We start from the raw sequence: 14312 nt of genomic DNA on the forward strand, positions 1-14312 counted from the left end.
CGTGGCCGCAGGGCTCAGCCAGCGAGCGCCTGGCCGGCCCGCGCCAGCGCCGACACGCAGGCCAGCGCCGCGTCGAGCTGGGCGTCGCTCGGCAGCGCGGCGCACGGCCAGATGAGCAGGACGATGCCGTTTTGGTGCAGCAGGTAGGGCCGCGGCAGCTGCATCAGCGCCTTGCGCACGGCCTCGTCGCACAGCTGCGGCGCCCGGGCGCGGTGGTTGCTCCACAGCTGCAGGCCGGGCTCGCTGTCGACGCGCTGGCCGGGGTGGCGGGCCGTCTGGGCGACCGGCGAGCTGTGGGCGAACAGCTCGCAGACGAGCCATGGGCTGCGCGGCAGGCGGGTCTCGAGGAACACCCCGATCTCGCCGTGGGCGACCGCGCCCTGGCTGAGGTGGAAGCTGGCGCCCGCGACGGCGCCGATCACCGCGAAGCCGCCGCTGCGCTCGACCAGGTGCCAGCCGCGGCGCTTGGCGAGCGCGGCCCAGTGGGCCCGGTCGCGGGCCAGGCTGCGGCGGTGGCGGATCCACAGGTTGGCCAGGGCGAGCCCCGCCGCGGCCGCGAACGCGGCGCCGAGCAGCAGCCCGCGCAGCGAGGGCGGGCGCTCGAGGAGGGCGTGCAGGGCCGGGTGCGCGTGGCGGGAGGCGAGCACGACCGCAGGCTAGCACGCCGCGGTGGTCCGCCCCAGATCCCGCGATCACGGCTCACCTGTCCCTGGAGACAGGCACCAATCGCCTGTCCCTGGGGACAGGTGCGGGCCTAGACCTTGAGGCCCGCGAGCGGTCCGGTGCTGTCGTCGCCGAAGCTCGGCGTCGGCACCTCGAAGGCCTCGGCGATCGAGATGAAGAGGTTGGCGAGCGGGGTCTTGTCCGGGACCTTGAGGTGGCGGCCCGGCGTGATCGCGCCGCCGAGCTTGCCGGCGACCAGCACGGGCAGGTCATCGTGGTTGTGGGCGTTGCCGTCCGCGATCTCCGAGCTCAGATAGACCACGGTGTTGTCGAGCAGGGTGCCGTCGCCGTCGGGGCTGTCCTTGAGCTTCTGCAGCAGTTTGGCGAACTGCGCGACCTCCCAGGTGTCGATGATCTCGAGCTTGGCGAAGTTCTCGGGCAGGTCCTGGTGGTGGCTGATCTCGTGGTGGGCCCCCGGGGCGCCGATGAACGCGTGGTCGCGGCCGCTGCCGGCGTTCTCGAGCATGAAGGAGATGACGCGGGTCTGGTCGCACTGCAGCGACAGCACCATCAGCTCGGTCATGAGGTCGACGTGGGTCGCGTGGTCCTGGTAGGCGCCGGAGAACATCGCCGGCAGCTCGCAGACGGCCTCGGTCTTCTCGTTGCTGACCCGCTTCTCGAGGTCGCGCAGGCCGGTGAGGTACTGCTCTAACTTGTCGCGGTCGGTCTTGCCGAGCTTCTTCTGCAGATCGAGCACCTGGTCGTTGGCGTAGTCGATGACGCTGAGGCGGTTGGCGTGGCGGATCGCCAGCTGCTCGGCGGTCGCGTCGGGGTCGAAGCCGGAGAACAGCAGGTCGAAGATCACCTGCGGGTCGGACAGCTTGGGCAGCGGCGTCTTCGGGTCGGCCCACGAGATGTTGCTGGTGTAGGCGCACGAGTAGCCGCTGTCGCAGTTGCCCATGGTGCCGCCGCTGGCGGTGCCGAACTGCAGCGAGCGGTGCGGCGTCGCGTCGCCGATCTGGTTGGCGATCAGCTGGTCGATCGAGATGTTGTTGACGAAGTCGACCTCGGACTTGAGCACGTGCGTGCAGGTGAGGAAGGCCGAGGTGCCGCCGGCGTGGTCGCCGGGGCCCTCCGGCTTGGCCGGCAGGTTGGCCAGGCCGCTCAGGACCAGCACGTCGCCCTTGAGGTCGACCATCGCGTTGGCGTCGACCAGCGGCGCCAGGATCTTGGTGAGCGCGTAGTCGGGGCCCTCGCTGGCCGGGGTCCACGAGGGCATGTGGATGCCGCAGGGCAGGTAATAGAACAGGGCGCGCAGCGGCGAGGGCATCGGCGCTGCGCTGGCGCGTCCTCCGACTTTGGGCGCGAGCGCCTCGAGCCAGGGCAGGGCGATCAGGGCGCCGGCGCCTCCGAGCATGGCCCGGCGAGACAGAGTGCGGCGAGGAGGGGTGGAGCTGCGCGTCATGGTGGTGGTTCTCCTGGGCTCGCGGGCGCGGTTCACATCGAGGGGTCGCCGCGGCGCTGGCGGAAGGCGTCGGAGGTGACGAGGCTGACGACGAGGTCGGCGAAGCGGTACTCGCCGGTCTCGAAGCCCGCGACGACCTCGTCGAGGTAGGGGATGTCGGCCAGCGCGGTCGCCCGGCCGAGCGCGTAGATGAAGGTCTTGCGGGCGACGCAGCGGGTGAAGTCGGGCTCGCTGCTGATCAGCGTCTGCATCTCGAGGCCGTCGACGAAGGGCTTGCCGTCCGGGAGGGTGCCGCTCGGGTCGATCGTCAGCCCCTTCTCGTCGGCTCGCCAGGCGCCGAGCGGGTCGTAGTGCTCGAGGCCGAAGCCGAGCGGGTCCATGGCGACGTGGCAGCCGGCGCACTTGGGGTCGGCGCGGTGGGCCTCGAGGATCTCGCGCTGCGTCTTGCCCTCCACCGGGTCGAGCTTGGTGTCGACGCCGGGCGGCGGCGGCGGCGGGACCTGACACAGCAGGTTCTCCAGCACCCACTTGCCGCGCTTGACCGGCGAGGTGTGATCGGCGTGCGAGAGCACGGTCATCAGGCCGGCCTTGTTGAGGATGCCCTGGAACGGCAGCTCACCGAGATCGGCCTCGACGAAGTCGGGCCCGAACGCGCCCTGCAGGCCGTAGTGGGCCGCCAGGCGCTGGTCGACGAAGGTCTTCTTGCTGGTCAGGAGCTCGAGCATGCTGCGCTCACCGGCGAAGAAGCTGGCCGCGAACAGCCGCATCTCGGTGCGCATCGAGGCCTTCATGCCGTCGTCCCACTGCGGGTAGAGCAGGACGTCCTTGAAGGCGAGGTTGACGTTGCGGATCAGCCACCACTGGCCGGCGAAGTTGTCGATGAGGGCGACGGCCCGCGGGTCCTCGAGCATGCGCCGGGCCTGCAGCTCGACCTGCTTCGGGTCCTGCAAGTTGCCCTGGTCGGCGGCCAGCAGCAGCTCGTCGTCGGGCATGCTGCTCCACAGGAAGTAGGACAGGCGCGAGGCGAGCTCGTGGTCGGCGAGCGGGTGCGGCGTGAGGTCGGTCGGGGTCGGGTCGAGCTCGACGCGGAACACGAAGTGCGGCGAGACGAGCACCGCCTGGAGGGCGACGCGCAGGCCGGCCTCGAAGTCCTGACCGGCGGCCTTGGCCTCGCTGATGAACTGGTAGAGGCGCTCGACCTCGGCGTCGCTGATCGGGCGGCGCCAGGCCCGACGGGCGAAGGCGCGGAGGATCTCGCGGCCGCAGCTGTCCTCGCCGTCGACCACGGGGTCGCAGATCATGATGCGCTTGCGCTGCTCGTTCTCCCCCATCACCAGGTCCTGCGGGCCCTCGACGCTGAACCAGTCGACCAGCAGGTTGCGGTCGGCCATCAGCATCTCGTCGTAGTAGTCGTTGGTGAACTCGACCGCGAACTTGTGCAGGCCGGCGGTGGCCTCGATCTCGACCTCGTAGATCGCGGCGGCGTTCTCGACCGCGTCGGTGTCGACCATGAAGACCGGCACCTGGTCGACGGTGAGGTTGACGTGGGGGAGGTCGGGTCCGGCCTGCTGACCCCAGACGCGGGCGCGAAACAGGTACTTGCCGGCGTAGGGCAGCTCGATGGTCTGGTACACCTCGCCGTTGGAGTAGAGGTTCCAGGCGTCGCCCGACTGCTGACCGACCGAGGCGAGGGCGGTCTCCGCCTCGATCTGGAACTTGGTCGGGTCGGTGATCGGGATCGCCATCGCCTCGGCGATGAGGCCGTCGGCGGCGCGCTCATACAGCTCGGCCTGCAGCGGCGAGGTGCTGAGCACGTCGGCGATGTTGTCGAAGCCGAGGCCGAAGTCGTCGGCAGGGAACGCGTCGGCCGGGGTCTGGCTGGTGCCGAGCAGGTCGCGGACGGTGTTGTTGTACTCGTTGCGGTTGAGGCGGTGGATCGTGACGCGGCCGGGGTCGTCGGCCTCGCCGCCGCTCTCGGCGGTGTCGGTGGCCGTGGTGTCGTCGCCGACCGAGGTGGTCGGCGGCGTGTCTGTCGCGGAGCCGGGCTCGGTGGCGGCGCCGGTCGCCTCGCTCGCGCTGCCCTGACTCGAGTCGCCGCAGCCGCTCACGGCGACGAACAGCGCGAGGCCCCACGTCGCGCCGCCGAGCGCGGCGAGGTCCGATCGACAGAGGATGTTGCGGTGGTGCAGGGAAGCCATCACGCACGGTTATCGAGGCCGCCTCCGGGGCTGTCAACGGTCGCCCCGGGCCCCCAGAGCGTCGTTTCGCGCGGGTTTTGCGGGCCTTGAGGGCGCGGGCGCGGTCGCCTTGTGGCGGTGTTTTGAGCCATGCCTGCGGCCACGCGGGCCTTGAGCGGTGAGCAGGCGGCGCGTAGTCTGAAGGCCGCATGCGTGGGGTCCTTGGTCTGGTAGCCGGGCTGGTTGCGATCGCGGGGGCCGCTGGCTGCCTCGTCGTGAAGATCGACACCAGCGACTCGCTGACCGACCTGTCGCTCAGCGACACGCTGACCGACAGCTTCACCCTGACCTCGAGCCCGACCGACACCCTGCCGACCGGCGATCCGACCGGCGATCCGACCAGCGTGACGGACACGGACACGGACACGGACACCACGCCGGGGGTGTGCGGCGACGGGCAGGTCGGGGTCGGTGAGGCCTGCGACGACGGTGACGCGGACAACAGCGACGAGTGCCTGGCGAGCTGCGAAGTCGCGAGCTGCGGCGACGGCTTCGTGCACGCGGGCGTCGAGGCCTGCGACGACGGCAACCAGAACGGCGGCGACGGCTGCGAGCCCGACTGCACCCTCGGCGAGTGTGGCGACGGCGTGGTCCAGGGCGGCGAGCAGTGCGACGACGGCAACGGCGACAACGCCGACGATTGCCTGGCCACCTGTCTGAACGCGAGCTGCGGCGACGGCTTCGTGCGCGCCGGCGTCGAGGCCTGCGACGACGGCAACGCCAGCGACACCGACGCGTGCGTGCAGGGCTGCGTGGCGGCGAGCTGCGGCGACGGCTTCGTGCAGGCCGGCACGGAGCAGTGCGACGACGGCAACCAGACGCCGGGCGACGGCTGCGACAACTGCATCAGCGACGCCCTGCCGCCGGAGTGTCAGGGCATCGCGGTGCTGCAGGAGGCCTCGCGCAACGTCAGCGCCGGCACGGACGAGGTCGAGTGCGATCTCGAGCTCCCCGTCGAGGGCCAGTGGTCGCGCTTCTCGGGCCCCGCGGGCACGACCATGCCGACGGTCGCGCCGCCGGAGTTCGCCTGCGGGACGCACGCCCCGGGCTGGCTCAATGGTGCGATCCCCGTGCTGGCCGACGGCATCGTCGCGCGAGACGTGTGTTTCCACTGGGAGGGCAACACCTGCAACTGGAAGGTCCCGATCTCGGTGCGCAACTGCGGGCCCTTCGTGATGTTCAAGCTGATGCCAGTGCCGACCTGCGCCCTGCGCTACTGCGGCAGCGAAGGTTGACCGCGCCGGGCGAGTGCGCGGATAACGGTGAGGATGTCCGCCGCGCCGCGTCCCTGGTCCCTCGCGCTGTCCTTCCTCGTGATCGGGGCCTGCGGGCGCGGGGAGCTCGCGGTGACCGAGAGCGGATCGAGCAGCGGCGGCAGCACCGACGACGTGACGACGACGGGCGCGCCCACGACCATGCCGCCGACCACCACGGTCACGCCGACCACGTCGCTGACCAGCGGGGACCCGACCAGCGAGAGCGACACCAGCACCAGCAGCAGCAGCGGCGATACCAGCACTGGCACTACGGGCACGGTCGAGACCGGCGGCAGCAGCAGCGGCGGCGCGAGCAGCAGCGGATCGAGCGGAGGCGACACTGGCGGCAACAGCTGCTGCGTCGCCAGCGACGCGCCCGGCTGCGACGACGTGAAGGCCGAGGCATGCGTGTGCGCGGCGGCGCCGGAGTGCTGCGCCGACGCTTGGAGCCTGGGCTGCGTGGCCAAGGTCGACCTGCTCGGCTGCGGCGACTGCGGCGGGCCGCCGCCGAAGGGCGAGTGCTGCGAGGTCGGCGTGGTGCCCGGCTGCAGCGATCCCGCGATCGAGGTCTGTGTGTGCGAGCAGATGCCGGAGTGCTGCTCGGACGTCTGGACGGCCGAGTGCGCGGCGGGGATCGAGGGCCTGATGTGCGGCAGCTGTGGTCCGGGCCCCGAGGCGTGCTGCGAGGTGCAGCAGACCCCGGGCTGCCCGAGCCCGCAGATCGAGGACTGCGTGTGTGTGGTCGACGCGTTCTGCTGCGAGTCGGCGTGGGACGATATCTGCGTCGGTGAGGTCGACAGCCTCGGCTGCGCGATGTGCCCGGTGCCGGTCGGGCCCTGCTGTGAGGGCAGCGGCGGGCTCGGCTGCGAGGACCCGGGCATCACCGCCTGCGTGTGCGCGGCGATGCCGAGCTGCTGCGACAGCGAGTGGACGGCCGAGTGCGCGGCGATGGTCGAGCCGCTCGGCTGCGCGATGTGCCCGAGCAACTGCTGCGTGGCGCACGGGGACCCCGGCTGCGAGGAGCCAGCCGTGAACGACTGCGTGTGCGCCCAGGACAGCTTCTGCTGCACGGACTTCTGGGACGATATCTGCGTCTCGGAGGTCGAGGGGCTGGGCTGCGGCAGCTGTGCGTGACTCACTCGACGGTGGCGATCAGCTCCTTGAACTTCGGCGCGTGGGTCATCTCTTGCAGCTGCACGGCGGGCCGCGGCATCGCCTCGCCGCCGCGCAGCTTGCCGAGGTGGTCGCTCCAGCGGGTGTCTGACGGGTAGATGACGACGCTCGGCAGGGTCTTGCTGTGGAAGGCCCGCTGCATGGCGAGCTTGCCGTCGTCGGCGCTGGTGACGTCGATCTTGATCAGCTCGAAGCGGGCATTGAGGAGCGGCTCGACGCTGGGGTCGTGGAAGGTGAGCTTGTCCATCTCGAGGCAGGGGGCGCACCAGGTCGCGCCGAAGTCGATCACGACCGGGAGGTGGCGCTCCTCGGCGGAGCGCAGCGCGGCCTCGAGGCCGGCGCTGTCCTCGACCGTCCGCCAGGCGCCGCTCGGGACGTAGATCATGTTGTTGATCGCTATCTGGGCGCCCAGCACGGTGAGCGCGACGGCGACGCCCTTGCCGAGCTTCTCGCCGAGGCCGCCGTAGAAGCTGCGGTGGATCGCGCCGCCGAGCAGGCCGGCGAGGGCGAGCGCGACGCCGAGGTAGAGGCCCCAGGTCGGGTCGGTCATGAAGCGGCGCAGCGCCGGCGACAGCGGGGCGACGAACCACAGGGCCATGACCACGAGGGCGATGCCGAAGAAGCTCTTGACGTACTCCATCCAGCGGCCGGGGCGAAACAGGCTGGCCCCGAGCGCGACGGCGAAGAACAGGCTGCCCATGCCGAGCGCGTAGGTGAAGAGGAGCGAGCCGCCGTGGAACACGCCGCCGCCGTCGGCCGAGGACGCGGCGATGTACGCGAGCAGCGAGAGCAGCACCGGGCCGGTGCAGGGCGCCGAGATGAAGCCGCTGACGAGGCCCATGCCGAAGGCGCCGAGCGGACCGGCGCCGCCGACCGAGTTGAGCCGCGTCTGCAGGGAGCTCGGCAGCTGGAGGTCGAAGGCGCCGAACATGCTGGCCGCGAGGGCGAGCAGGAGGCCGACGATCGGCAGCACCACGACGGGCTCGCCGAGCCAGGCCCCGAACTGGCCGCCGGTCAACGCGACGACGATGCCGAGGGTCGTGTAGAGCGAGGCCATGCCGAGCACGTAGGCGCTGGCGAGGAACAGCGCGCGCCCGCGTGACACGCCCTGGGCCCCGAACACGGCGACGGTGATCGGGATCAGCGGGTACACGCAGGGGGTGAGGTCGACCAGGACGCCCTGACCGAAGGCCCAGGCGTAGGTGCCGAGAGTGGCCGCCTGGAGGCCGTCGGGCGCGAGGAGGGAGGCGAGGAGTGTCGTCATGGCCAGCGCCTAACCATACGCCGTCGGCCCGGAGTCTGACCCGCCGTGTTGCGGGTGGCGATCGGAGTTAGGCCACGCGCGGGCCCGGGAATACGGAATTTGGCCAGGCGGGGGTCGTCACCCGGGGATCGGCGGCTCGCACAGCCCGCCCGACTCGATCTGGGCGTTGGTGCGGAAGGTGTTGAGCGCCTTCCACGAGGGCGGCTCGAACTGCGGGATGGTGCCGTCCTCGCGGACGTTGGTCACGTGATAGGTGTGTTGATTCCAGATCCGACGCGCCTGGATCCACCGGTCACCCTTGTCGCGGATGACCTGCACGGTCGGCGAGCTCATGCCGCCGTATAGGTTGGAGACGACGACGATCTCGGCGGAGCCGTCGTTGTCGACGTCGGCGACGATCGGGTACTCGGTGCCGGTGGCGCTGCTGCGCGGGGTCTTCAGCAGCGGCGTGCCGGCGCCGTCGAAGACGAACATGAATTGCTCGTCGGCGTACATCGCCTCGGCGATGCCGTCGCCGAGGAAGTCGAAGGCCGTACCGGCGGCGATGCCCGACTGATCCGAGACGGTGGCCTTCCAGATGATCGTGGCATCGGCGCGGTAGCTGGCGTAGTTGTTGCCCGAGCTGACGGCGTAGTCGCTGATGTCGTCGCCGTTGAAGTCCTGGATGGTGGCGGGGCGGTACCAGACGAGGCCGTTCGGCGGGTCGCCGGTCGGCCGCTTGTCCTGATACTTGATCGCGCCGGTGTGATCGAGCAGCGAGATGCCGTTGACGTTGGTGAGCAGCACCTCGGGCTCGGGGTCGCCGTCGAGGTTGGCGACCTGCGGGAAGCCGGGGAGCAGGTTGGTGTTGTAGTAGATGGTGCCGTCGTGGTGCACGGCGGCGTGGCCGATGACGACCTCGAGGTCGCCGTCGCCGTCGAGGTCGGCGGCCGCGGTGGCCGAGTAGTTGGGCGCGGCGGCGGCGGCGGTCCACAGCAGGGCGCCGTTGTGATCGAAGAGCTGGTTGCCGCCGAAGATCTCGATGTCGCCGTCGTTGTCGAGGTCGGCGAGGCCGAGCGCGGCGATGTAGGAGTTGGCCCACGGGGCCTGGCTCTGCCACTTCTGGGTGCCGTCGTGCTCCCACGCGATCAGGCGGCCGTCGGAGCCGGCGCTGACGATCTCGGCGATGCCGTCGCCGTCGATGTCGCCGAGGGCCGGTGTGACGGTGGAGTCGACCGGCGCGGCGAGCTGGAAGTGGGCGGTGCCGGTGGCGCCGTCGAGCACGTAGATGTGGCCGGGGCCGCCGATCCCGGTGGCGGCGACGACGACGATGTCGGGGATGTCGCAGAGGTCGATCGCGCCGTCGGCGTTGTCGTCCGTGAGGTTGGCGACCAGCGGCGTGACCACCGAATAGATCTCGCCGTTGGCGCCCGGCCAGCTCCATTGCACTTCGGGCTCGAAGCTGTCGGCGGGGGCCTCGTCGTCGCACTCGCCGATCGCGTTCATGTCGTCCTGCACCTTGCACAGGTCGACGGGCGGGCCGGTGGTGCTGCTGGTGCTGGGGTCGCCGGTGCTGTCGGGCGTACCCGTGGTGCTGGTGCTGCCCGGATCGCCGGTGGTGCCGGTGAGGGTGAGTGCGCCGCTGCTCGCGTCGCCGCCGCTGCTGTGTGACTCGCTCACGCCGCTGTCGGTGGTGGCGCCGGTGGTGATGCTCGTGGTCGGGAGCGGGTCGCTGGTGCTCACGCTGACGCCCGTCGGCGTGGTCGGGCCAGGGCCGTTGCTGGTGCCGCTGTCATCGCGGCCGCCGTCGTCGCCGCAGGCGAGGCCGAGGGTGAGCGCGCCGAGGGCGAGACGGAGGGGCTGCATCGGCGCACGGTCCCACGCGGGTCAAGCAGCGGTCAAGCAGCGGGGGAAGGCACGCGCCCGCGCTCACAGGTCCCTGCAGGGCGGCTCGCGGCCGAGGCTCACGGCCTGGAGGTTCAGCTCGGCCGCGGTGGCGGGCGAAAGCGCGGCGCAGCAGGCGTACTCGCTGTTGTCGTTGATCAGCGAGATCAGGAGATCCTCGGGCAAGCCGAAGCAGCACGCCGGCGTGGTGGCGCCGCCGTCGGAGGTCGCGCTGCACCGGGGGAGCGCGACGCAGGTGCCGTCGTCTGGCTCGTAGCACGAGATGCGCACGCCGGGGGTGCCATCGGTGTAGTCGAGCACGACCTCGGAGTCGGAGAACAGCGCGGTGCCGATCAGACCGTCGGGCTGGAGGGCCTCGGGGTTGGTGTCGCGCCGCATCGCCGTGACCATCGGGTGATCGGCGGGGATGATGACGGTGGTGATCCAGCGCTCGGGGTTCGGCCCGGGGCTGCCGCTCGAGTTGTCGATCACGAAGGCCTCGCCGAGCACGGCGGCCGTATCGAGGGCCGCGTCGGCGCAGCTGTTGCCGCTGCCGAGGCGCGGGCTGTTGCCCGCGGCGGCGCTGTCACACTGGGCCTTGAGCGCCTTCTGGCGCCGCTCGAGCCGCTGGCACGCGGATGGGCCGCTCGAGCTGGCGAGGCCCGGCACGAGGCCGACGCTGCGGACGCGCACCTGCAGGAGCGGCTGCTCCTTGCTGCCAGCGGGGGGCCAGCCGGGCAGCTCGAGCGCGCCGATCGTGCCGTCGATGCAGGCGGGTGCGCCGAGGTGGCTGCTGCCGATGTCGCCGCCGTCGCCCGCGCAGGGCGGGAGCTTGAGCTCGTTGAGCAGGCGACGGGCGCTGTCCTCGAAGAGCACGAGGCCGGCGATGCCGGTGGCGACGACGAGGCTGGCCTCGCGGCCGCGGTCGAGGTCGGTGGTGTCGAGCGGGGCCGGGGTGACGACGCAGCCGCGGTCTTCCTCGGCGCGCGTACCCGACGCGCCGGTGGCGGAGTGATAGCTGCCCGCGGCGCTCGCGGGTCCAGCGGCGAGGCGACAGCGGCCGCGATCCGGGACCCACTCGACGGTCGCGGGCGGCGGGGCGACGCAGGCGTCGAGGACCATGCGGCTCGGTCGCAATGCGCTGGCGACTCGCTCGCGATCGAAGGTGCTGAGGTAGTCGCAGCTCTGGCCGCCGGCGAGGCACACGTCGGTGATGTCCTTGCCGAGCAGGAGTCCGGGGAACTGCAGCGGGATCGCGGCGCGACCCTGGTCGGCGAGCACGGCCTCGGAGCCGGGAAACTCGCGGTAGAAGGTGACCTCGAAGCGAGTGCCGTCTGGCTCGCGGTGGTGGGCGAAGCGGACCGCGAATTCGCGGAGCAGGTTGCCGCCGATGACGCCGCCGACGTAGGCCGGTGCGCCCGCGGTGCCAGTGCGCCAGCTGAATGGTTGGGCGAGCGTCGACGGGTCGCGCGGCAGGCGGACGACCGGGGTGTTGCTGAAGCGGAAGCGGCTGAGCGAGTCGCCGAGGACGGTCGCCTCGGCCTGCGGATCGAGGATCTGCGCCGCTGAGCGCAGCTCGAAGCAGGTGCGCTCGGGGACGGCGACGGTGGTGTCGTCGGCCAGCATGGTGATCGCGGTGGCGCTGTCGATCAGCACCGGCATGCATGCACCCGGGTCGCAGGTGTCAGGCGGGCCGAGGCAGACCTCGCTGCAGCCGCCCTGGGTGCCGGGGCAGGGCTCCGGGAGGTAGGCGAGGCGCGGCAGGGGCGAGGCGTCGCCGGAGCCGAGAGCGACCGGGCGTCCGAACTCACCCTCGGCCTCGACCGAGTCGAAGTTGCAGGCCAGCGTGAGGGCCGTCGTGAGGCCGATCGTGAGGCCATTCGTGAGGCCATTCGTGAGGGCCAGCGCGAGCGGTGCGCAGTGGAGCCCGGAAATTGCCGCGAGACGCGGGCGAGGCGCCTGTGGGCCTCGCGTCGCGTCTCGTGGTCTCTCTGCGCTGGTTGCCACCCTGCCGGGTTCTAGCACAGCTGGCAGCCGGCTACTTGGCGGCCGCGTTGGAGGCCAGCTCGGTCAGCTTGGCCTCGAGGCGGGCGATCAGCTCGTTGATGCCCTTGTCCTTGAGGATCTTGTTGAACTCGAACTTGTAGTTCTTCGCCAGGCTGATGCCGTCGGTGATGATGTCCTCGGTGAGCCAGACGCCGTTGACTTGGTGCATCACGTAGACGACTTCGACGACCTCGGGCTTGCCGTCGCGGCTGAGCGAGACGTTGGTGATGACGTGGGTGCCGCGGGGCTTCGTCTCCTCGCCGACGTAGGCCAATTCGTACTTCTTGTCGGTCCGGATGCGCTTGAGGTAGTTCTCGCGGATGAGGCGGGTCAGCAGCGCCTCGAACTCGGCGCAGCGCGGCTCGCACTTGGCGGCGTAGCGGGCGGGGCCGCCGAGCGAGGTCTCGGCGAGCGCCTTGTAGTCGAGCAGCGCGTCGACTTCCTTCTGCAGCGTGGCGATATCGGCACGCTTCTTCACCAGCTCGACGACCTTCCCGTGGCGGGCCTTGAAGGTGTCCATCGCGCCCTCGGCGGCGGCGGCGGGGCGGGCCAGGCCCAGCAGGCACACAGAGGAGAGGGCGAGCCCGGTGATGAAGTTTCGTGCGGAATTCAGCATTGGTGCCTCTTTGAGTGGCGCTCAGACGCCTTGCGTTACAGTGCGATTCACGGAGTGGGTGGTGTCGCGCCTGCGGGGTCCTGAAGCGACACTCCCACGGTACGCGAGAGCGAGGCCAGCGCGACGTTCTGGGCATGGATGGACTCGAAGTGCTTGAAGCGCCACTCGGCCCAGCGGGTGAGCGCCCTCTCGAGGTCGGTGAAGTTGCCGCCACCGACGGTCTGCTTGAGCTGTTGGTCGATGACCAGCTGTTTGGCCTTGCGGATGGCGCTGGCAGTGAGCTTGACCGCTTGTTCGGCTTCGAGCAGGTCGCGGTAGGCCTTCTCGACCTCGAGGGCGAGCAGCAGGTTCGCTGCCTCACGCTGGGCCTCGGCCTCGCGGCGCTCGGCGCGGGCCTTCTTCAGGTTGAAGGCCTGGTTGTGGAAGTCGAGGGTCCAGTTGAGGGCGAGGGCGAGGACCAGGCGGCTGTAGTTGAAGCGGTCCTGATAATACAGGGCGCGCATGTCGCGGTCGGCCTTGTTCGAGAAGGCGATCTGCACCGAGGCGACGACGCCGAGGTCGGGGAGGAACATCGAGCGGGCGAACTTCTCGCCGGCCTTGCGGAGATCGACCAGACCGGCGGCCATCTTGGCCTCGGGGCGGGCCTTGAGACCGAGATCACGGTAATGGTCGACCGGTTTGAGGCCGCCCGCGACGCGGTCCGTGAGCAGGTCGCGCTCGCTGACATCGAAGCCGGGCGGGGCGGCCTCGCCGGCGATCGTCCACAGGGTCGCGAGGGCGACGGCCTCGATCTTGCGGGCCGCGTTCATGCGCTCCTGCAGGGTGAGCTCGCCGAGCTCGACGCGGATGAGGTCGGCGGGGTCGCGGTCGGGGTTGGCCTCGTCGGGGTCGGCGTCGTCGCCCTCGCCGAGCTCCTTCGCGATCTGCCGCTTTGCGTCCTGCAGGACCGACCAGGCCTCGTGCAGGATGCCGATGCTGCCGCGCGCGAGCAGGAGGGCGGTGTGGGCCTGATAGACGCGGAGGATGGTCTCCTGGCGGGCGCGCTCCTTGGCGAGCTGGGCCAGGGCGACGCCGGCGCGGGCCATGGCCTTGCCGTTCTTGATCTTGCCGAAGGTGTAGAGGGGGACGACGAAGTCGGCGTTGAAGCGGACGGTGACGCCGGCGCCGGCGAGCTGCTTGAAGTAGCCGCCGACGGTGTCGATGTCGACGCCGCCGGGCGGGCGGCAGAACTGGAAGTCGATCGGCGTCGTTGTGCCGAGCGCGTCGCTGGCCGGGAGGGTGAGGTCGTCGCAGCGGGTCTGGAAGCCAGGCGCGAGCGCGGTGGTGGTCTTGATCACCGGGACCCAGGCGAAGCGGGCCTTGAGCAGGACGGCCTCGAGCTGCTCGACCTGGGCGTCGGCGGCGCGGATCAGCGGGTTCTGCAGGCCGAACTCGACGATCTGGGCCCGGCTGAGCTGAGGGACGCCGTCGGGGCGCGGACCGTAGGCGTCCATGCGGCGGGCGGGCGGGAGCTCGAAGAGGTCGGCCGGGGCCTGGGCGCCCGCGCTGCTGCGGGTGCTGAGGACCGGGGTCGCGGCGGTGGTGGCGGGCTTGCTGTCCTTGGGGACAGGTGTCGCGGTGGTGGGGTTGCTGTCCTTGGGGACAGGTGTCGCGGTGGTGGGGTTGCTGTCCTTGGGGACAGGTGTCGCGGCGGGGTTGCTGTCCTTGGGGACAGGTGTTGCGGCGGTTT

10 protein-coding genes are annotated in these 14312 nt (G+C 70.9%); 2 read left to right on the forward strand and 8 right to left on the reverse strand.

The window, feature by feature from the left end:
- Positions 1-14: 14 nt before the first annotated feature.
- The 3 genes from IPJ59_RS16680 to IPJ59_RS16690 all read right to left on the reverse strand — a co-directional run bounded on the left by IPJ59_RS16680 (position 15) and on the right by IPJ59_RS16690 (position 4326).
- Complete coding sequence (locus IPJ59_RS16680) at positions 15-647, reverse strand: hypothetical protein (RefSeq protein ID WP_293252473.1); 633 nt, start codon at positions 645-647, stop codon at positions 15-17.
- 107 nt (positions 648-754) lie between these two features.
- On the reverse strand, positions 755-2080 hold the full coding sequence (locus IPJ59_RS16685; RefSeq protein ID WP_293272455.1) for a DUF1552 domain-containing protein: 1326 nt from the start codon (positions 2078-2080) through the stop codon (positions 755-757).
- Positions 2081-2160: 80 nt separating this feature from the next.
- A complete protein-coding gene (locus IPJ59_RS16690) occupies positions 2161-4326 on the reverse strand; it encodes a DUF1592 domain-containing protein (RefSeq protein WP_293272456.1) in 2166 nt (721 codons plus the stop codon).
- A gap of 188 nt (positions 4327-4514) precedes the next feature.
- Here IPJ59_RS16690 and IPJ59_RS16695 point away from each other — a divergent pair, with 188 nt between their 5' ends.
- Together IPJ59_RS16695 and IPJ59_RS16700 are read left to right on the forward strand one after the other, a co-directional pair.
- Positions 4515-5600, forward strand: a complete 1086-nt coding sequence (locus IPJ59_RS16695) for a DUF4215 domain-containing protein (RefSeq protein WP_293272457.1) — start codon at positions 4515-4517, stop codon at positions 5598-5600.
- A gap of 33 nt (positions 5601-5633) precedes the next feature.
- On the forward strand, positions 5634-6755 hold the full coding sequence (locus IPJ59_RS16700) for a hypothetical protein (RefSeq protein WP_293252483.1): 1122 nt from the start codon (positions 5634-5636) through the stop codon (positions 6753-6755).
- 1 nt (position 6756) lies between these two features.
- On the opposite strand, the gene IPJ59_RS16705 is transcribed toward IPJ59_RS16700, so the two are convergent.
- The 5 genes from IPJ59_RS16705 to IPJ59_RS16725 all read right to left on the reverse strand — a co-directional run.
- The gene (locus IPJ59_RS16705) at positions 6757-8058 is read right to left on the reverse strand and encodes a protein-disulfide reductase DsbD family protein (RefSeq protein WP_293272458.1); all 1302 of its coding nucleotides are present in this window, start codon (positions 8056-8058) and stop codon (positions 6757-6759) included.
- A 117-nt stretch (positions 8059-8175) separates the two neighbouring features.
- Complete coding sequence (locus IPJ59_RS16710) at positions 8176-9903, reverse strand: FG-GAP-like repeat-containing protein (protein WP_293252489.1); 1728 nt, start codon at positions 9901-9903, stop codon at positions 8176-8178.
- A 63-nt stretch (positions 9904-9966) separates the two neighbouring features.
- Positions 9967-11928 carry a hypothetical protein gene (locus IPJ59_RS16715; protein WP_293252492.1) on the reverse strand — a complete coding sequence of 654 codons (1962 nt, stop codon included), beginning with the start codon at positions 11926-11928 and terminating at the stop codon, positions 9967-9969.
- Positions 11929-11959: 31 nt separating this feature from the next.
- Complete coding sequence (locus IPJ59_RS16720; protein ID WP_293272459.1) at positions 11960-12583, reverse strand: MlaC/ttg2D family ABC transporter substrate-binding protein; 624 nt, start codon at positions 12581-12583, stop codon at positions 11960-11962.
- A gap of 47 nt (positions 12584-12630) precedes the next feature.
- Positions 12631-14312 (reverse strand): TolC family protein (locus IPJ59_RS16725; RefSeq protein WP_293272460.1); only part of this gene is annotated, 1682 nt, incomplete at its 5' end.

This window comes from Nannocystis sp. (genome assembly GCF_016714285.1).
Classification (GTDB): domain Bacteria; phylum Myxococcota_A; class Polyangia; order Nannocystales; family Nannocystaceae; genus Nannocystis.

What these genes read in the sequence shown, in the direction of transcription:
- IPJ59_RS16685 (WP_293272455.1), bottom strand. Translation starts at nt 2,080, where the DNA reads ATGCTCGGAGGCGCCGGCGCCCTGATCGCCCTGCCCTGGCTCGAGGCG.
- IPJ59_RS16690 (WP_293272456.1), bottom strand. Translation starts at nt 4,326, where the DNA reads ATGGCTTCCCTGCACCACCGCAACATCCTCTGTCGATCGGACCTCGCC.
- IPJ59_RS16695 (WP_293272457.1), top strand. Translation starts at nt 4,515, where the DNA reads ATGCGTGGGGTCCTTGGTCTGGTAGCCGGGCTGGTTGCGATCGCGGGG.
- IPJ59_RS16700 (WP_293252483.1), top strand. Translation starts at nt 5,634, where the DNA reads ATGTCCGCCGCGCCGCGTCCCTGGTCCCTCGCGCTGTCCTTCCTCGTG.
- IPJ59_RS16705 (WP_293272458.1), bottom strand. Translation starts at nt 8,058, where the DNA reads ATGACGACACTCCTCGCCTCCCTCCTCGCGCCCGACGGCCTCCAGGCG.
- IPJ59_RS16710 (WP_293252489.1), bottom strand. Translation starts at nt 9,903, where the DNA reads ATGCAGCCCCTCCGTCTCGCCCTCGGCGCGCTCACCCTCGGCCTCGCC.
- IPJ59_RS16720 (WP_293272459.1), bottom strand. Translation starts at nt 12,583, where the DNA reads ATGCTGAATTCCGCACGAAACTTCATCACCGGGCTCGCCCTCTCCTCT.